The organism is Lachnospiraceae bacterium JLR.KK002, assembly GCA_036941025.1.
Classification (GTDB): Bacteria; Bacillota; Clostridia; order Lachnospirales; family Lachnospiraceae; genus Petralouisia.
On the sequence record JAYMNP010000001.1, the window covers coordinates 3,595,554 to 3,614,675 of the forward strand.

General features: G+C 45.2%; 14 protein-coding genes. 13 read left to right on the forward strand and 1 reads right to left on the reverse strand.

All coding sequences use genetic code 11. The features are described from left to right. Nucleotides 1–55 precede the first annotated feature (55 nt). The 10 genes from VSQ32_17560 to VSQ32_17605 all read left to right on the forward strand — a co-directional run bounded on the left by VSQ32_17560 (nucleotide 56) and on the right by VSQ32_17605 (nucleotide 13,085). Complete coding sequence (locus VSQ32_17560) at nucleotides 56–1,054, forward strand: CAP domain-containing protein (protein MEH2944604.1); 999 nt, start codon at nucleotides 56–58, stop codon at nucleotides 1,052–1,054. A gap of 184 nt (nucleotides 1,055–1,238) precedes the next feature. Then, a complete protein-coding gene (locus VSQ32_17565) occupies nucleotides 1,239–2,066 on the forward strand; it encodes a PocR ligand-binding domain-containing protein (protein MEH2944605.1) in 828 nt (275 codons plus the stop codon). Nucleotides 2,067–2,248: 182 nt separating this feature from the next. Further along, nucleotides 2,249–3,388 (forward strand): aldo/keto reductase, encoded by a 1,140-nt coding sequence (locus VSQ32_17570; GenBank protein MEH2944606.1) that lies wholly within the window; start codon nucleotides 2,249–2,251, stop codon nucleotides 3,386–3,388. Nucleotides 3,389–3,415: 27 nt separating this feature from the next. Then, nucleotides 3,416–4,630, forward strand: coding sequence for a tryptophan synthase subunit beta (gene trpB, locus VSQ32_17575; protein MEH2944607.1), 1,215 nt, complete (start codon nucleotides 3,416–3,418; stop codon nucleotides 4,628–4,630). 15 nt (nucleotides 4,631–4,645) lie between these two features. Continuing rightward, a complete protein-coding gene (locus VSQ32_17580) occupies nucleotides 4,646–6,334 on the forward strand; it encodes a hypothetical protein (protein MEH2944608.1) in 1,689 nt (562 codons plus the stop codon). A 17-nt stretch (nucleotides 6,335–6,351) separates the two neighbouring features. Then, the gene (locus tag VSQ32_17585; GenBank protein MEH2944609.1) at nucleotides 6,352–8,166 is read left to right on the forward strand and encodes a helix-turn-helix transcriptional regulator; all 1,815 of its coding nucleotides are present in this window, start codon (nucleotides 6,352–6,354) and stop codon (nucleotides 8,164–8,166) included. A 367-nt stretch (nucleotides 8,167–8,533) separates the two neighbouring features. Further along, entirely contained in the window at nucleotides 8,534–9,289 is a 756-nt protein-coding gene (locus VSQ32_17590) for a hypothetical protein (protein ID MEH2944610.1), read from the forward strand. A 12-nt stretch (nucleotides 9,290–9,301) separates the two neighbouring features. Beyond that, nucleotides 9,302–10,243, forward strand: a complete 942-nt coding sequence (locus tag VSQ32_17595; protein MEH2944611.1) for a hypothetical protein — start codon at nucleotides 9,302–9,304, stop codon at nucleotides 10,241–10,243. A 181-nt stretch (nucleotides 10,244–10,424) separates the two neighbouring features. Then, on the forward strand, nucleotides 10,425–11,441 hold the full coding sequence (locus VSQ32_17600) for a hypothetical protein (protein MEH2944612.1): 1,017 nt from the start codon (nucleotides 10,425–10,427) through the stop codon (nucleotides 11,439–11,441). A 12-nt stretch (nucleotides 11,442–11,453) separates the two neighbouring features. Continuing rightward, the gene (locus VSQ32_17605; GenBank protein MEH2944613.1) at nucleotides 11,454–13,085 is read left to right on the forward strand and encodes an ABC transporter ATP-binding protein; all 1,632 of its coding nucleotides are present in this window, start codon (nucleotides 11,454–11,456) and stop codon (nucleotides 13,083–13,085) included. A 215-nt stretch (nucleotides 13,086–13,300) separates the two neighbouring features. Here VSQ32_17605 and VSQ32_17610 read toward each other — a convergent pair whose 3' ends face one another. Continuing rightward, entirely contained in the window at nucleotides 13,301–13,471 is a 171-nt protein-coding gene (locus VSQ32_17610; GenBank protein ID MEH2944614.1) for a hypothetical protein, read from the reverse strand. Nucleotides 13,472–13,634: 163 nt separating this feature from the next. Between VSQ32_17610 and VSQ32_17615 the strand changes: the two genes are divergently transcribed. The 3 genes from VSQ32_17615 (at nucleotide 13,635) to VSQ32_17625 (ending at nucleotide 18,758) form a co-directional block, all read left to right on the forward strand. Then, complete coding sequence (locus VSQ32_17615) at nucleotides 13,635–14,414, forward strand: protein-ADP-ribose hydrolase (protein MEH2944615.1); 780 nt, start codon at nucleotides 13,635–13,637, stop codon at nucleotides 14,412–14,414. A 41-nt stretch (nucleotides 14,415–14,455) separates the two neighbouring features. Beyond that, a complete protein-coding gene (gene gnpA / locus VSQ32_17620; protein ID MEH2944616.1) occupies nucleotides 14,456–16,612 on the forward strand; it encodes a 1,3-beta-galactosyl-N-acetylhexosamine phosphorylase in 2,157 nt (718 codons plus the stop codon). A gap of 1,156 nt (nucleotides 16,613–17,768) precedes the next feature. Beyond that, complete coding sequence (locus VSQ32_17625) at nucleotides 17,769–18,758, forward strand: hypothetical protein (GenBank protein ID MEH2944617.1); 990 nt, start codon at nucleotides 17,769–17,771, stop codon at nucleotides 18,756–18,758. Nucleotides 18,759–19,122 lie beyond the last annotated feature (364 nt).

Consider the following 19,122-nt stretch of genomic DNA (forward strand, 5'->3'; position numbering starts at 1 on the left):
AGAAAATGCGCTGATGGAAAAGTAAAGTAAATAAAAAGAAGGGAAATGTGATAAGATGAGAAAAGTTCTGAAAAAAATATGTTTGCTGGCGCTGGCGGTATCTCTTTGCATAAATGTGGCGCCCGCTGACGTTCAGGCGGCAGGCAGTAAAGGCATTAATGTAAAATATCATTCAAAAAGTGAAATCCGCCGCTATCTGAAATCAAAGAAAATTGATATTAACGAGAAGGTGAAATTCAGCAAAGCGCCGAAGTTAAAAGCCCCCTATTCCGCAGGAAAGATAGATAAGAAAAGTCTGAAATCTGCCTTAAAGACTTTAAATGCCATCCGGTACATTGCAGGAATCAATGACAATGTAAAACTGGATGACAATTATACAAAAAAGGCCCAGGCAGCAGCTCTGATTAATTGCGTGAACAACAGTATGAGCCATTATCCGGCCAAACCATCCGGAATGAGCCAGTCTTTTTATCAGCTGTGTTATTCCGGAGCCGGCAGCAGTAACCTGGCAACATCATTCGGAGGTCCCGCGGGGCTGAATTATCCGTTGGTCAGAATGTGGATGTATGACGGAGACAAGGATAATATTCCACTGGTAGGCCATCGCCGCTGGATTTTAAACCCGCCTATGAAAAAAACAGGGTTCGGTTTTGTATCCGGAACGGAAAAATGGCCGTCTTCTTATTCCGCCATGTATGCCATAGATAATGCATTCGGAAAATCATCGTATTACGGCGTTGCCTGGCCGGCTCAGAACATGCCGCTGGAATTTTTCGGAGATTCTTATCCCTGGAGCATCAGTATGGGAAGAGAACTGAATGCAGACAAAGTAAAAGTGGTACTGACCAGAAAAAAAGACGGAAAAAAATGGACCTTTTCAAAAAACAACAGGAAATATGGGTATTTTAATGTGGAAAACAATAATTACGGAGCCAAAGGCTGTATTATCTTCCGTCCCAATAATATTTCCTATCGTTCCGGGGACCAGTTTCAGGTAAAAATAACAGGCGCAGGAAAAGCGATTTCCTATCAGGTGAATTTTTTCTCCCTGTAAAAACCGGGGAGGAATTAAAACGGGCCTGTCCACTTTGTTCTTGTTTTATGGAAAAAACCGTGCTATAATGTCTACAGATATTATAGTGCGGTTTTTATATTGTGGGATGATAAAGGTAACAGAAACGGGAAAACCTGCAATGGGATAAGATTTACGAGTTGCCGGGGAAAAGGAGAAGATAATTATGGAAATACTTGATTTAATTGATCAGGAGAAACTGCAGAGACTTCAGGATTTGTTTGCTGATGCAACGGGCGTAGCTGTCAGTATGATTGACAAGGAAGGAAAACATGTTACGAAAGTCAGCAATTTTCTGGATTTCTGTATGAAATATACACGTGGCAGCGAGATCGGATTAAAGCGTTGTCAGAAATGTGATATGGAAGGCGTGGGAACTTATTTCTGCCATGCGGGTCTTATGGATTTTGCAGCGGACATTGTGGTGGAAGGAGAGAAGCTGGGTGCAATCCTGGGGGGACAGGTATTGCCGGCGCCGCCGGACTTTGACAAATTCCGTAAAGTGGCTGAGGAAATCGGCGTGGATCCCGATGAATACATTGAAGCTCTGAAAGAAGTACCGGTTAAGACAGAAAAGGCAATCCGTGCTTCCGCAGCTCTGATGGAAGAAATGATCAACATGCTGGTGAATTCAGAGTACACCCGTTACAGAGAGAAGAATAAGATTAATACCATAGATAAAGAAATTGATGTGACCACTCAGAATGTGGAGCAGATTGAGAGTATGGTACAGGATCTGACCAAAGTATCCAGAAAGCAGAATATTCTGGCGCTGAATGCTTCCATTGAAGCAGCCAGAGCCGGAGAAGCCGGAAGAGGATTTAATATTGTGGCCGGAGAGATGGGCAAGTTATCTTCCATGGCTACAGAGAAATATTCTGCAATCATTGCCAAGGCAGGAGAGATTGACGAATCACTGCGGAAGATCAATGAGGAATTCAGCAAGAGTCTGGAAAATAAAGGGGAAGAGTCAGAAATACCGGAAAACTTATAAGGTATTGTGTGAAAAATGACTGACAGGAAGCAGCAAGGTACAAAAGCCTTGCTGTTTTTATTCTTCTATAGGAAAGACCTTGTCACGCTAAAGTACGAAAGTATCTTTTGTTGCGGTACAATCCGTCTACGGGCGGTGAACAGGCTGTGATGAACAGGAAAGGCATCGGAAGGAGAACAGAAATGGAAAAAAGAAAAACAGAAAAACTGAACGTGGAAACCAGCCTGCTGGGCTTTGGATGTATGCGGTTTCCAACTACTGCAGAAGGTAAAATTGATGAAACAAGGGCAGAAAAAATGCTGGATATGGCTTATCAGGCAGGAGTAAATTACTTTGATACTGCCTATACCTATCATGAACAGGAAAGCGAAAGGTTTGTGGGAAAAGTGCTGGAGCAGTATCCCAGAGATTCTTATTATCTTGCAACAAAACTTCCCATATGGCTTCTGGAGAGGAAAGAGGACGTCCGCCGGGTATTTGAGGAACAGCTGAAACGTCTGGGGAAAACATATGTGGATTTCTATCTGTTTCATGCGGTGGATAAAGGCCGATGGGAGAAGATAAAAGAGCTGCAGGTTCTGGAAATCTGTGAGGAGCTTCAGCAGGAAGGAAAAATCCGTCACCTGGGATTTTCTTTTCATGACAGCTATGAAGTATTTGAGGAAATCTTAACCAGCCGGGACTGGGATTTCTGCCAGATACAGTATAATTACATGGACACGGAAGAACAGGCAGGCCGCCGGGGCTATGAACTGGCAGAAAAACGAGGGGTACCCATGATTGTTATGGAACCGGTGCGGGGCGGAAGCCTGGCGGGATTTTCAGAAGATATCAACGAGAAATTTTACGGTCTGAGCCGGGAACGCTCCATCGCTTCTTATGCCCTCCGGTGGGTGGCAGATCATGAAAATGTAAAAGTAGTGTTAAGCGGCATGTCCACAGAGGCACAGACGGAGGATAACTTAAAGACCTTTGGGAATTATATGCCCCTGAGCCGGCAGGAACAGCAGACCATTGCAGATGTGGTGCAGACGCTGCGTTCCAGGGTACAGAACGGCTGTACCGGCTGCGGTTACTGTATGCCCTGTCCTGCAGGGGTGAACATTCCCAGGAATTTCAAAATCTGGAATCAGTACCACATTTACCGGAAATATGATATGATAAAAGGAAGCTGGGAACAGATGGGTGAGAAAGAGAAGCCCCTGAGCTGTATCAAATGCGGTAAATGCGAGGAGGCATGTCCCCAGCATATCCGGATTCGCGAGGATCTGGCCAGAGTGCAGAATGAGCTGGATGAGGAAAGAAATGCAGTGAAAAAGTAAAACAACAGGAAAGGATACGTGAAAACCATGGATTACAGAACATATTTAAGAAATTATCCCAATAAAGAAGGAAGATTCGGAGAATACGGCGGCGCCTATCTGTCTGAGGAACTGAAACCGGCTTTTGAAGAAATTACGGAAGCATATCAGACCATCTGCCATTCTTCACAGTTTATCAACGAACTGCGGAGAATCCGCAGGGAATTCCAGGGCAGGCCCACACCGGTATATCATTGTGAGCGCCTTTCCCGGCAGATTGGCAACTGCCAGATTTATCTGAAACGTGAAGATTTGAATCATACAGGAGCCCATAAGCTGAACCACTGTATGGGCGAAGGCCTGCTGGCCAGATTTATGGGAAAGAAACGCCTGATTGCAGAGACAGGTGCCGGACAGCATGGTGTGGCGCTGGCAACAGCGGCCGCCTACTTCGGACTGGAATGTGAAATTCATATGGGAGAGGTGGATATTGCAAAACAGGCGCCGAATGTTACACGCATGAAAATCCTGGGGGCAAAGGTGGTGCCCGTAAGCCATGGGCTGAAAACTCTGAAAGAAGCCGTGGACTCCGCCTTTGATTCCTATGCCAGAAATTATAAAGATTCCATTTACTGTATCGGTTCTGCTCTTGGGCCCCATCCCTTCCCCCTGATGGTTCGGGATTTTCAGTCTGTGGTAGGATATGAAGCAAGAGATCAGTTCCGTGAAATGACAGGCATTGATCCGGATGTGGTATGTGCCTGCGTGGGCGGCGGCAGCAACTCTATCGGCATGTTTATTCCGTTTCTGAACGACCCTGTTGACATTGTGGGAGTGGAGCCTCTGGGAAGAGGCGAGAAACTGGGAGACCATGCAGCCTCCATGAAATACGGAGAGAAAGGCGTTATGCATGGATTTGAAAGTATTATGCTGAAGGATGAGGCAGGGGAGCCGGCGCCGGTATATTCTATTGCCAGCGGGCTGGATTACCCTTCCGTAGGGCCGGAACATGCATTTTTGCATGATGAGGGAAGAATTCAGTATGAGACCGCAGGAGATGAGGAAGCCATGGAAGCCTTCTTTAAACTGTCCCGTTATGAAGGTATTATTCCCGCTGTGGAAAGCTCCCATGCAGTTGCCTGGGCCATGAAAAAAGCCAGGGAAATGGGACAGGGTTCGATTCTGGTGTGTCTCAGCGGCAGAGGCGATAAAGACATTGATTATGTAGTGGAACACTATGGTTATGGTGAACAGTTTTTATAAAAACGGCGGTGAAAGATGATTTCAGATAAACTGTATGAACTTGCGTTTGAATATAAGAAAAGAAAGTTGTGGAAAATCCTCTGGGATTTGCAGCTTTTTGGGGTAAAACTGTCCGATGGCAGAATCGGTTACATCAGTATTATGGGGGCGGCAGGAGAGCATTGCGCCCTGGGCCTTTATGTTGGCGATGAAGGAATGGAAAGTTTCCGCACCATAGCCAGAGCCAACAGATATCAGCTTTCCCCTCTGGAATTTCAGGAGCATCTGCTGCAGCAGAATTGTCTGCAGTGTGCCTTTGAGGGGAAAAATGAACTGTCGGAACAGGAGCTTGAGGAAGCCAGGGCTTATGCCCGTGCACATGATATCAGGATTTCCGGAAAAAATGCCTATCCCCAGTTTGTGAAATATCAGTCCAACCACTATCCCTGGCATCTGCAGACAGAACAGGAGCAGGAACTCCTCTGCCAGGCATTGCAGGCAGCCATTGAGCTGTCGGAAATTCTGAAAAGCACCACGCCCATTGCGTTGGGACTGGCGCCGGTAAATGACCTTACAGAAGAGATTCTGATGCTGGAACCCGGTGAAAAGGGTTTTGTGCTGACCAGTACAAAACTTCCCTGTATAAAGCCGAAAAAGTGGCCGGCGCCCAAAGCCGGCAATGATATCGGCATAGCCAGCCTGAAACGGATGGAACGGATGGGGGTATGGGAATGTGAGCTGCTCCGGTTTCCGGAGCCTGTTCGGAACAAACCGGAAGAAATTCCCTATTTCCCCATTATTCTGCTGGCAGTGGAGTCCTCCACAAATTATATCCTTCCGGTGCCTCCGGTGGAACATTATGAAGATAATCCGGAAGAATTGCTGAATCTGTTTATGGAATCTCTTCAGCAGCAGAAAATATGTCCGGACCGGATAAAAGTACGGGACCAGCGTACCGCTGCATTTGTGAAAGCCTTTTGCAGCAGGCTGAAAATTACTGTCAGTATGGAAAAAGAACTGCCTGCACTGGAGACTGCGGAAGCTGATTTTCTGAAACATTTTTCCATGAGCGAAGAGGAAGAAATGGATGAAATGATTCAGATGATGGAAACGATACTGGAACTGAATAAAGAACAGGTGGAAAGTCTGCCGGAAAACATGGTGGAACAGATTGACATGATTCTGGAACAGGGGATTTTGCCGGAGGAACTGGAGTGGAAAGTCAGGCGTCTTCTGCATCCGGAACTGGCTGATAACCGGCCGGACAAATCGGCGTTTCGAACTGTAAAGTCCGGGAGAGACCATTCCTATGTAATCAGTGTTTCCCTGGGGACAGGCTGTTACCGCCATATCCGGATTTCCGGCAGAAGTACACTGTGGGATCTGCACAGCATTATACTGGAAGCCTTTGGGTTTGACGACGACCATGCCCATGCATTTTTCATGGATAATGTGCAGTGGAGCCGCCGGAACTGCTATTTTATGAGGGATATGGAAATGGAATACGATGGTCCGTCCACAGAGGAATGCAGCCTGGACCGGGCAGGTCTGTGCAAAGAGAAACAGTTCAAATTTCTGTTTGATTTCGGAGATGAGTGGCTGTTCCAGTGCAAAGTGCTCCGGGTATTGAAAGAAGGCACCGAAGAACCGGAAGTTATCAAAAGCAAAGGGGAGGCGCCAAAGCAGTATCCCGACTGGGAGGAGGATGACTGGGAAGGCGAGTGAGAGGGTGAGAAGCAAAAGTGACCAGACACATAGGAAATATGCTTTATTCCATGCGGGAGGAGATTGGAATTTCCCAGAAAGAGCTGGCAGGAGGCCTTCTGAGTATTCCGGAGCTGTCCCGTCTGGAAAAAGGAGAAAAAACAGCAGATAAAGTATTGCTGGAAGCGCTGTTTCAGCGTTTGGGGAAATCTCTGGATAAACTGGAGACTGCCATGTCCCAGGAGGAATATCAGATTGTTTTTCTGCGGACATGTATGTTGGAAAGCCTTATAAAAAAAGATCATCGGTGTGTGGAAGCCCTGTTGGGTGAATACAGATTATGCACCGGAGAGCAAAAAGTATTGCACAGGCAGTTTCAGCAGATGATGCAGGCGGTTGACAGATATGTGCAGAATCATATTGCAGAAGAGTGCATGGAAGCATTGACGCAGGCCCTGGAACTTACGGTTCCGAAATGGAAACCGGAAAAAGGCAGAAGATATTACCTTTGCGTACAGGAAATACGGATTCTGCTGCTGATTTGTTATCTGATGATGGAAACTGAATATTTTAAGACAGCAGAAAATTACCTGGAAGTTCTGTTTCAGTACCTGGAAGACCACTATACGGACGGAGAAGAAAAAGCAAAAATATATCCTCAGTGCGCATGGCTTTTGACAGAGATTTATCTGAAGCAGAACGAGACAGGGAAAGCATATAAAATCTGCAGGCAGGGGAAAGCATGTCTGGTTCAGAATGGTGTACTGACACTGATGGAGGAATTTTTAAAACTGGAAATAAAGTGTCTTAAGAAGCTGGAAAAGGCAGAAGAACAGCCTGAACTGGTACATGAACTGGAAGCAATTCAATTTCTTTCTCAGTTTGCAGGAGAAAAACCTCCGTTAGAAAAAGTATGTTATTTTCTGATGACAAGCCAGCAGAGCGAAGTGGTGATAAGCAATGAGATGATTCGGGAATTCCGTCTGGCACAGCATTTATCTCAGGAAGCATTAAGCGCAGATATCTGTACGCAGGAAACCCTTTCAAGGATTGAAAGCGGAAAACGCAGTCCTAACCGGAATAATCTGTATGCCATGATGGAGCGGATGGGTTCTGAGCGAAAAACCTATTACGGATTTATTGTGGCAGATGATTACAGTCTGTATGAAAAGGTCAGGCTTTTTAAACGCGAAGCGTCGAGAGGAAGAAATGAGGAAGCGCATGTTCTTCTGCAGGAACTGGAAGAAAGTCTTGACAGGAATATTCTCCTGAACAGGCAGTTTCTGGAGACTGCCTGGCTGCAGGAACAGTGGAGTACAGGAAGAATCTCTGAAGAACATGCCATTCAGAAGCTGGAAGAACTGCTTCAGTATACGATGAAGGAATATGATGGAGAGATTCATCGGATTCCTTTCCGGCAGGAGTTTGTAATATTGAATCAGATAGCCCGTTGTATGAGAAGAAGCGGGAATGTCAGAGGAGCAACTGACCTGTATAAACAGATATTAGGCAGATACGGGAACAGCAGAGTATTAAAACAGCATCATGCCGTGTCGTTATTTCTTTTGTATATTAATTATACGGGGTATCTGGAAGTGGAAAACAGGCTGGAGGAAGCAGAACTAATTGGAAGAGAAGGAATCAGACTGACAATGGATTGTCAGAGAGGTGACATAGCAGGAAAGATTATGGGAAATCTTTCCTGTGTGTACGAAAAAAAGGATGGCCAGGAAAATGAGGTGCTGGCAGAGACCTGTATGAGATACAGTTATTACATATTAAAGCTGTATGAGGATGATTTTGAGCATACAAAAGAATATTATCAACAAAAGTATGAGACGGGCAGGCATTAATTTACATTTCCACAATCATGGAGTTCGAAAGTCTGGATTGGTGTATGACAACAGTAGGGTAATGAGATAAAGGGAGAAGTTAATGATATACTACATAAAAGAATAATGATTGTTTTTTCATTAATGGTAATCCTCCTGAAAATTTTTTATTTATTTTATATAGTTTTATGGCAAAGTCTATGACGTTTTTCGAAAATATGCGTTGATGCTGATTTTCGAAAAACGTCATAGACTTTGCATTTAAAGGTATTATACTTATTATATTATACTTATTATTTTATTTACAGGAGGAAAGTGGTATGATAAGAAAAAGTGGGGAAAATTTCTGGCAGCATGTATAACAGCAGCACTTTTTACAGGAATAACTATGAATGTACATGCACAGTCCGTGAAGGAAACTGAGCCGAATGATACTATGGAAACAGCAGAAACAATATCAGCAAACAGGCAGACGCCACAGGAGTATATGAAAGGGGATAATAGTAATTCCTATGTTGTGAAAGGGTATGTTTCTACAAGTGATGAAGACTGGTTTAAGGTGTATTTAAACAGCGCACAGGACAGCTACTTTTCTATATATTCAGACATATTGTATTTTCAGATATATGATTCAAATGGAAATCCTGTGACAGAGGAGATTTATGAAACAGATGCTACCAGCCACTATCATGTTTATGATTTTAATCATTTGCCAACGGGGTATTATTATGTTCGTCTGAGAGGAACAAGAGTAATCGACTCATATCAGTTTTTGTTTGGCAATCCCGTATATCGTACTGGTAAAGTGATACGAGAAGGAGAAAGAATTTCTTTGTCTTCCGGTAATACAAAGCAGGAGGATATTATAGATTTTACTTATAGTGATTGTCCGGAAAAAGCACAGGTTACTACTATCCTGATTGGTGGAGTAAATTCAGGTTATGCGGATAAGGTTGAAGTGGCTTATTCTGAATCTCCCAGCACTTTTATAAAAACATATTCTGCTGCATGGGGAAGTATTGACGTACCATTCAGTTATAATTATGGATTAGACGGAGCTTATACATTTTCGTATACCTATAAAAATGATAAAACTTTTACGCCAATATACAGTTTTTATTATATCTATCCGACATTACCATGAAAGGAGATTTGAATGTTCGAGATAAATAATATGGATATTATTCAAAAAGCCAGGTTGAATCAGCTTCAGATGGAACAGGATGCATTAAAAGTTATATTTTCAGCCAACAAGGGAAAGTCCCGTGGGATGTCCCTGGGAAAAGATTCTTATATCCGGCAAAGCCAGGAACCATACCTGTATGCAGATTATACGGAATCGGGTGTTTTGCGGTCGGCAACCGGAAAAGTGGCCAAAGAAGATATCTGGGATTATCTGAATAATCTGAAAGATCTGAAAGGATCCGTTGTAAATAATCAGTTTGTGGTAAAAGGTAAGGTATGTGACATCAGTCAGATTGAAAAATTAGACAGGGAATTGCTGACAGAGATGAGAGCGGTTGATAATGTTCTGACTTTTGAGTCTGGCGTCTGCTATGGAGTAACAACGAGAGATGGCGGAACGGAAAATACATGGGGAATGAGGACAGGAGGTAATGGAAAGCTGTATGTTGCCCGGTCAGAAACCTTATATGCGTTAGAAAATGGTATTATGTTGAAAGAACTTGGAGAATGGAAAACATTTTTTTCTGCTCTTACAAATCGCGGTAACGCTGCGGCGGGAGGTATTACAATTTTGCTGGACGAAAGCAAAGTAAAAAGGATGATGGATCAGCTTGGATTTGAACCAGGCATGTGTACTGTTATGGTTGATGGAAAGGAAAATACTTTTTTTTACGGTCATGATGGAAGACTTTATCCTAAATATCAGTATGACGGGGCTTACATTGGAATGACTCAGGGGGATAATTTAATAAATTATGAGGTTGGAGACGAATTTAATTACAATGGAACGATATACAGGATGGATCAAAACGGTCATATCAATGTTCCTTATGGAGAAGATATATTCCATTGTCTGAGTCGTCCGGAAAGCAAATTTGCGAAAAAACTGCGGGGAGAAATGCAAACAGGTTAATAGCAGAGAAAATATGAGAGAGTAGTTACTTCGGGAATAATCAGATACACATAATGTCATCTCAGTTTGAGGATGGCGTTATGTGTATTTTTTACTAAGAGAATATTTGACGATATGGTTGAGTTTTTGCCGTACAAATGGTATGATTTCCTATATAAAAAATGGATGCGATAAAATATTTATGAAAAAACAGATAAAAATCCTGCTTTTGGCAGTTGTTCTGATTATAACCATGGCCGGGTGTCTGCCGGAGAAAGTGCAGGAAAACAGAGAGAAAAGAGTAATTTCTCAGGAACCGGCACAGGAGAAAGAGGAAACAGTACCCGATGGCCCCATATACCATGAAGATGGAACCATTACTTTGAGTGAAGGTTATACGGCTTTTGGGTTTTATGATATTGAAACAGGAAAAATCTATGATTCCGGAACGATATATCCGGTAAAGGACAAAAAAATAACGGGGCGTGTTTCTTTCCAGCAGAATTTTCCGGAAACAAGGCATTATCTTTTTATTGCCATGGTGGATTATCAGCAGCAGGAATTTGTGGTAGAGGGAGAAAAATATACGGGCTTTCCATTTGAACTGACAGGGGACACGGAGATGAATTTCCGGATAGAACTGGATGTAACGGAATCTGCCGAAGAGTTTTCCTATATAATTTTGCCGGAGCCGGAAGAAAAAGCATTTATGAAAGACGGAGAATATCAGGACTGTGTCTTTGAGCTTCAGAGGGGATATGTCTACCGGATTAATCTTATGAATGAATCTGGGGGTCAAAAGGCGGAACCGGATGAGACTGTGGAAAGCATGGATATTACAGATGCACAGATACCAGACGGATTCATGCTGACAGAAAAGCATGACAGTGTAAAAAATGCAATTGAGATGGTTGTGGAAGGGAAGTCCGGAGAAATCTGCGAGCTTGTGATTTCAAATAAAAACGGAACAGCAGACGTGGAATATGTGCTTACGGCATTTTTGAACTGGAAACAGATTCCTCTGAAAGAGGGAGCAGAAAAAGGATATATTAAAGTTCCGGCCGGAAAGGCATACGTTGTTCCCATTACTCTTCCAGAAGCAGAAGCAGATTCCGTATATCAGATTTACGGATTCGGATTTCCTTACGGCAAATTAAACAGAAAAGAAATCAGAGAGGATCCGGTCACATTTCGTATGGTAATTAATCCCCGGAAATAGAAGGAGAAATTGATGAAATCAACAAACAAAGTAAAATACCGGGAACTGGTCCGCCTGTTCCGCAACCTCAGAGGAAAACAGCTGCATTTGCTGTTTTTCTGTATGCTCTCCACGGTACTGGAGCTGTATTTTGTGTATCAGATACAGGGATTTGTGGATTTGGCGGTATCAAAAGCCCCCTGGCAGGAAGTCCTGAAAGAATTCGGCAGGATTGGACTCACAGGCCTTCTGGCCTTTGGAGCAGGTCTTTATCAGACGCGGGTATGGCATGTGTTCCGTTATACCCTGATGAACCAGATGCGCACCATGATGTACGGGAAACTCCTGAAAAAGCGGGCGGTATTTTTTGATGAGAGAACTACGGGAGACATTGTTTCTGCAGTGATGAATGATGGTTCCCTGATTGCGGAATCGGCGGGAATCAGCGTGCTGATGCTGGTACTGAATATGACGAAAATTGTCATCATAATCGGCGTGCTGCTGGCCCGAAACCTTCTGCTGGGCAGTGTGGAGATTCTGGTGGGCGCCCTGTATTTCCTGGCAGTCAACCGTATAAATAAGAAAATGAGGGAGAATTATCAGGCATTTTCCCAGGAAACCGCCAATCTGAGCCAGCACCTGACAGAAGATACCAGAGCGGTGCTGGAAATCAAAACTCTGAACGAAAAAGAATTTTTTGAAAAAAGATTTTATTCCCACATATGGGAGAAATTTTTCCAGGCTGCCAGAAGGATTATCCGTCTGGATGTCTGCTCCTATGGTGTGAATTCTCTGATTTCCATTATATTCCCGGTGTTTATGGTTCTTCTGGGAAGCGTGTTTCTGTACAGAGGGGAAATTACCGTAGGCTGTATTCTGCTGTTTTACACGTATACCCAGAAGCTGGTGGAACCTCTGAATAATATGGCAGATTTTTACCGCGGTACCCAGAGGTGTGTGGGAGCTGCGGACCGGATTTATGAATATCTCACGCCGGAAGAAACAACGGAGGGAGTAAGAATTGCTCCGGAGGAAGAAACCAGGGTGGAACTGGACATCCGGCGGTTTGCCTGGAAAGAGCAGGATATCCTTAACGATATCCATGCATCCTGGAAGAGCGGAGATAAAGTATTTATAGAGGGAGAAAGCGGTTCCGGAAAGACCACGCTGCTGAAGTTAATCTGCGGCTTTTATCCGGTGACGGAAGGTGTGGTAAAAATCTGCGGCCGTGACGCCCACGCCATACCGGAAGAAGAACTGTTTGACCTTCTGAAAATACAGTTTCAGGAACCTGTGATTCTGGAAGGGACTCTGCGGGAAAATGTGGCCCTGGGCGGCCGGTATGAAGACAGGGAAATTCTTCAGATACTGGAACTGGTACAGCTAAAGGAATTTGCCCTGGCACATGGTCTGGACTATTGGATACAGGAATCCGGCGGAAATCTTTCCGGCGGGCAGAAACAGCGTCTGGCTCTGGCCAGAGTATTAATACGCAGGCCCAGGATTCTGATTATGGACGAGGCTACCAATGGACTGGATGCGGAAAATGAACGGATAATTCTGGAGAATATAGAGCGGTTTGTGGCGGAAAACGGAAGCATTTTGATTGTTACCTCCCACAAGGACGGACTGCGGAAGATATGTAATAAGAAGCTGTCCCTGTAGTATTTACGAAATAAGAGAATTTCGGTGAAAAGAATGAGGGCTGCAGGAAAATGTGATTTCCATACCATATATTGCGGAATCACATTTTTCTGCAGCCCCTTTGTTATATTCCTCTGAGGCGGCAGACACTTCGGTTTCTGTAAATCCAAATGCATCCTCGTACTTATCAGAAGTGGTTGTGACAACTTCCAGATAAAACGCCTTTTCTTTTTCGTTCAGCAGATAATCGTTTTGTTATACTGTTCTTCCAGGGTTCGGCAGATGCTTTTCCTTGCTTCCGGAAAGGTGTTCTCCTTAATTCCTGCAAAACTCATGGATATCACCGGAAAGGTGCCCTGCAGGTGACGATATTTTTCTTCTTTCCATATGGAAAGGCCTTCAAACATTATATTGTATCCCGTTCTGATTCACAATGCATGATTTGAGCAATGTTCCGGGGTATGCGTCTGTATGTATTTTCTGTTAAATATCGGAAAAAGGTATTGAATTTTCAGCGGGCAAATAGTATGATTCAGGAAACAGACGGTTATGAAAAGGCAGGAGGTCAACATGACACACAGAGAAAAATTAGTGTTTTTAATTCAGAAACTGCAGGAGGATTCTCCCTACAGGGGCATGGAAATCCCGGAGGATTCGGAGAAGCAGAAACGCCTGCTCCGGACGCTTATGAATATCCGGGCGCCTCAGCCGGTGGACGCGGTGCTTTTGAAAATACAGGATGAATATCTGCAGGAGGAGATAGAGGAAAAAGGGATTGTGGACGGTGATGAACTTCCTGCGGTACCGGGGAACAGGCGTCTGGTGCTCTGGAAAGGAGATATTACCACCCTGAAAACAGACGCCATTGTAAATGCGGCAAACAGTGCTCTGCGGGGGTGTTTTGTGCCCTGCCATGGCTGTATTGACAATGTGATTCACAGTGCCTGCGGTATGCAGCTTCGCCTGCTCTGCGATGAAATTATGACAGAACAGGGACAGGAAGAACCTACAGGACAGGCAAAGATTACCCCGGCTTTTAATCTGCCCTGCCGTTATATTCTGCATACGGTAGGCCCCATTGTTTCCGGCAGCCTGAAAGAAATCCACTGTGAGCAGCTTGCGGGCTGTTACCGCTCCTGTCTGGAGCTGGCGGCAGAGCAGGGGCTGAAAAGCGTGGCGTTCTGCTGTATTTCCACAGGAGAATTTCATTTCCCGAAAAAAGAAGCTGCCGAGATTGCAGTAAAGACCGTGACGGAATATCTGGAGCAGAATGCTGAAATGGAACGGGTGATATTTGACGTGTACACGGAAGAAGATTATCAGATTTACCGGCAGATTCTGAACGCATAGACATAGAAAAAAATAATATTTCCACAGAAGGAGAGAAAAGAATGGATAAAGTAAAAGGACGTGTTACCATACCCACAGATTTGGATGTGATACCCCAGACGCTGGAACTGATGGAACGATGGGGTGCGGACGCGGTACGTGACTGTGACGGGACGGATTTTCCGGAAGAACTGCAGCAGGTGGACGCAAAAATTTATTCCACCTATTACACCACCAGAAAAGATAACGACTGGGCCAGAGCCAACCCGGAGGAAGTGCAGCAGATGTATGTGATGACGCCTTTTTATATGGCGGAGGGGAGTACACTGAGCATTCCGCTGATGAAAGGATTATATCCGGATATGTTAAAACCCAACAGCCGGGATGATATCACTCGCTGGTGGGAAGTGATGGACCGGACTACGGGACAGCCGGTGTCTTCGGAGCACTGGAGCTATGAGGAGAGCACCGGGGAAGTGACGGTTCAGTCCGTACCTTTCCATGATTATACGGTGAGTTTTCTGGCTTATATTATCTGGGATCCGGTGCATATGTACAATGCGGTGACCAATGGCTGGCAGGATGTGGAACATCAGATTACCTTTGATGTGCGCCAGCCCAAAACCCATGCATATACCATGAAGCGGCTGCGGAAATTCATTGAGGAACACCCTTATGTAAATGTGCTGCGGTTCACCACCTTTTTCCATCAGTTTACGTTGATTTTTGATGAGCTGGCCAGGGAAAAATATGTAGACTGGTACGGATATTCCGCCTCGGTCAGCCCTTATATTCTGGAGCAGTTTGAGCGGGAAGCAGGCTATAAATTCCGTCCCGAATATATTATCGACCAGGGATATTACAATGGCCAGTACCGGATTCCCACCAGAGAATTCAGGGATTTTCAGGAGTTCCAGCGTCGGGAAGTGGCCCGGATTGCAAAAGAAATGGTGGATATCACCCACGAATGCGGCAAAGAAGCCATGATGTTCCTGGGAGACCACTGGATTGGCACGGAACCTTTTCTGGAGGAATTTGCTTCCATCGGAGTGGACGCTGTGGTGGGAAGCGTGGGAAACGGTTCTACACTGCGGCTCATCAGTGATATTGAAGGGGTGAAATATACGGAAGGAAGGCTGCTGCCTTATTTCTTCCCGGATACGTTCTGTGAGGGCGGCGACCCGGTAAAAGAGGCGAAAGTCAACTGGGTAACGGCACGAAGGGCCATCCTCAGAAAACCCATTGACCGGATTGGCTACGGCGGTTACCTGAAGCTGGCGCTGGAGTTCCCGGAATTTATTTCCTATGTGGAAAGTGTCTGCGAGGAATTCCGGGTACTGTATGAAAATGTAAAAGGCTGCGTGCCTTATTGTGTGAAAAAAGTGGCTGTGCTGAACTGCTGGGGCAAAATGCGTGCCTGGGGCTGCCATATGGTGCACCATGCGCTGTATCAGAAGCAGAATTATTCCTATGCAGGGGTGATTGAAGCGTTGTCCGGCGCACCCTTTGACGTAACTTTTATCAGCTTTGAGGATATAAAGCAGAATCCCGCCGTTTTAAAAGATGTTGACGTGCTGATTAATGTGGGAGGGGCAGATACCGCTCATACCGGAGGCGAATGGTGGTGTGATGAGGAAGTGGTGACTGCCATCAGGAAATTCGTATACGAAGGAGGCGGAATCATCGGCGTGGGAGAGCCCTCTGCCCATCAGGCCAACGGAAGATTTTTCCAGCTTGCAGGCGTATTCGGCGTGGAGGAAGAACGGGGATTTACCTTGGGTTACGATAAGTACAACTGGGACAGCCACAGCCATTTCATTACGGAAGACTGTCAGGGAGAGATTGACTTTGGGGAAGGCCAGAAAAATATTTATGCGCTGGAAGGAACGGAAATTCTCGTGGAACGGGAGAAAGAAGTTCAGCTTGCAGTAAATGAATTTGGAAAAGGCCGGGCGGTTTATATCAGCGGCCTGCCCTACAGCTTTGAGAACAGCCGCCTGCTGTACCGCTCCGTGCTGTGGAGCTCCCATGAGGAATCCCGCCTTCATCACTGGTTCAGCACGAATTTCAATGTGGAAGTTCACGCCTATCCGGCAAATGGCAAATTCTGTGTGGTGAATAATACCTACGAACCGCAGGAAACTCTGGTCTACAAAGGAAACGGAGAGAGTTTTTCTTTGAAATTAGAGGAGAATGAGATTATCTGGTATCAGATTTAAGGATTGTCGGAGGTCATTTTCGACAAAAAGGTATATAAGCCTGTCGAATAATATGCTATAATCTATGTGTTGCTCACCGATACCCGCAACAGGGAGGAGGTGTTCACATGGAGTTATTTGCATCCTTTTTAATCGCCGTTATGGCTGGTGTGGCTTGCCACTACATCATCAAATGGTTAGACGGTGACGACAGGAGCAACAAATAGCCTGGCGGGTGCTTTGCCGCTAAAAAAGAAAAGAAGAATCCCCGGACTGTGGTGCAACACAGTCCGGGGATTTCATTCTTTGTTCACATGGAACTTTTGCATCTCTTTTGCCTGACGGCATTATAGCATATGCATAAATGTTTTTCAATATGTTTTTATTCAAAAATTTTATCTGTAGTATCAGTTCAGCCATCGCCAAATTTATGGACGAATCATGCTTGCATGAATGAGTTCATAATGCCGGCGATGAGGGGAACGCCCCTTAAGCCTCAGACAGGAGCTGCGTCAGCAGCGGATAGCCTGCCTGACAGGCGGTCTGTGGCTTGTTTGAGGGGTGTGGACTGACCTGTTACTATCTGTAGTAACAGGTCGTTACTGTTCACACGGCACTGTGCACCACGCTGCACGGTGTCCGGTCAAAGAAGTAGTGACTGTCAGGCATCCGGCTCCTCACCGAAGGTGACTTTAAATGGCCGGATGCCGTTACTGGAACACCAGTAGGGTGTGAACAGTAACACAGTTCATTATTACGGTATTTTCTGAAACCGGGTGCAGGGTGGACGAGATGGTCGGCAGTAAATGCAGAGGAGACATAACGAAACCCTGACAGGAAGAAAGGGCAGAACAGGCATAGCGTGAACCCTGACAAAATAACGTAACAGTTCAGACAAGCTGCCCTGTTACATGCAAAAATCCATTTAAAATTGCTTCGCAATGGGATTTTTGCTTTCCTGAATCATATTCTCACGGTCAGCGCAGCAGGTGCGCAGACCTGTCTGAACTGTTACAAAATAACCAATAAAACAGAAATAATTCCCATAATATTGTGGAAATTTTCATTCCGGTTCGCTATAATTAAGTTAATAATGTTCAGTCAATGGTAAAATACGGAATTACTGTGCCCGCATCACAAGGGAGTGTGATGTTTAAAACAAGGAGTGTGTTATGAAATGAAAACAGCCAAAGAGAATTTTTCGGAAAAATCCTTATCTCAGAAAAGGAATCCCGTCCGTCAGAAACTGCTGTCGGTTCTGCTCTGCGCCTGCCTGCTGCTGGCGTCTCTGCCCATGGAAGGTTACGGTTCCGAAGTGCAGGCGGAAGAACCTCAGAAAAAGGTACTGTCTTTTTCTGAACTGCCGGAGGAAGTGAAATACCAGACCGTGGAACCGGGAACGTCCCTGGAGGAGTTGAACCTGCCGGAGACCCTGGAAGCGGTATGTGTTTCGGCGGGACAGGATAGTAACGTGAATCCGGAAACTCCGGATGTGAAAGGAACAGCTCCGGAAGGCGGAAGTCTGCCGGAAGAAATGCAGGAAGTTTCTCAGCATACAGAGGAAACAGAAGCACCGGAAGAAACGCAGGAATTTTCGGGTGATGGTAATAGTGAAGTTGAACTTCCGGCGGAACATGAAACGGAAGAATCGGAACCTCCAGCAGAAAACGGGCCGGAAGAACAGCCGGAATCTCCGATTCCTGATACAGAGCCAGGTACAGGGGAAGTGCCGGAAGGAAATCCGGAGACAAATCCGGATACAAATTCAGAAGAAACCGTTGTAATAGAACATGTCACATGGACAGGAATCCCGGCATATGACAGTGAGACAGAAGGGGTGTATGTCTTTGCGCCTGTGCTGCCTGAAGGGTATGTGCTGGCGGAAGGAGCGGAGCTGCCGGAGATTCAGGTGACGGTAAAGTCCGGGGAGAATATAGAAGGGGAAGGAGCAGGGCAGGAAACGTTTTCCGAAGGGAAGAAAGAGGAATCCGGGGCAGGGGAAGAATTGACAGAAGAATATAGAAGGGGAAGGAGCAGGGCAGGAAACGTTTTCCGAAGGGAAGAAAGAGGAATCCGGGGCAGGGGAAGAATTGACAGAAGAATATGTGAGTGGAGCGGAAGAAAAGGAGTATGGGGCGCGGGCTGTTTCTACTATAAGAGAGATTAGTGAAGGTGGTGAGACCTGGGATGGCCCTGTAACTTTATCCGATGTGGAACTTGTGATTAATGAGGGAGTTACGCTGATAATCGAGGATACGGTAAATATAGATGGAACAGTTATAATTCAGGGAGGAGGGACGATAATCCACGGGAGTCATGCAAGAATTGAAGTGAATAAAGGGGCTGACTTAACGATGGAAAATATTACGATAGATGGTCAGGAAGTAAGGGCTTATTATTCGAAGATACGTGCAATGGGTTCTCTTACTATGAACAACTGTAAGATTCAAAATTGCAGGATTTCTACCGAGGCGTCGTCTCTTATTACTTATGTAGCAAGTGCAGTTACTTTGGAGAAGAATGCGACAGGA

Bases quoted from the DNA above. Each gene is read 5' to 3' on its own strand.
- VSQ32_17560 (MEH2944604.1), top strand. From the start codon at position 56: ATGAGAAAAGTTCTGAAAAAAATATGTTTGCTGGCGCTGGCGGTATCT.
- VSQ32_17565 (MEH2944605.1), top strand. From the start codon at position 1,239: ATGGAAATACTTGATTTAATTGATCAGGAGAAACTGCAGAGACTTCAG.
- VSQ32_17570 (MEH2944606.1), top strand. From the start codon at position 2,249: ATGGAAAAAAGAAAAACAGAAAAACTGAACGTGGAAACCAGCCTGCTG.
- trpB (MEH2944607.1), top strand. From the start codon at position 3,416: ATGGATTACAGAACATATTTAAGAAATTATCCCAATAAAGAAGGAAGA.
- VSQ32_17580 (MEH2944608.1), top strand. From the start codon at position 4,646: ATGATTTCAGATAAACTGTATGAACTTGCGTTTGAATATAAGAAAAGA.
- VSQ32_17590 (MEH2944610.1), top strand. From the start codon at position 8,534: ATGAATGTACATGCACAGTCCGTGAAGGAAACTGAGCCGAATGATACT.
- VSQ32_17595 (MEH2944611.1), top strand. From the start codon at position 9,302: ATGTTCGAGATAAATAATATGGATATTATTCAAAAAGCCAGGTTGAAT.
- VSQ32_17600 (MEH2944612.1), top strand. From the start codon at position 10,425: ATGAAAAAACAGATAAAAATCCTGCTTTTGGCAGTTGTTCTGATTATA.
- VSQ32_17605 (MEH2944613.1), top strand. From the start codon at position 11,454: ATGAAATCAACAAACAAAGTAAAATACCGGGAACTGGTCCGCCTGTTC.
- VSQ32_17610 (MEH2944614.1), bottom strand. From the start codon at position 13,471: ATGTTTGAAGGCCTTTCCATATGGAAAGAAGAAAAATATCGTCACCTG.
- VSQ32_17615 (MEH2944615.1), top strand. From the start codon at position 13,635: ATGACACACAGAGAAAAATTAGTGTTTTTAATTCAGAAACTGCAGGAG.
- gnpA (MEH2944616.1), top strand. From the start codon at position 14,456: ATGGATAAAGTAAAAGGACGTGTTACCATACCCACAGATTTGGATGTG.
- VSQ32_17625 (MEH2944617.1), top strand. From the start codon at position 17,769: ATGAAAACAGCCAAAGAGAATTTTTCGGAAAAATCCTTATCTCAGAAA.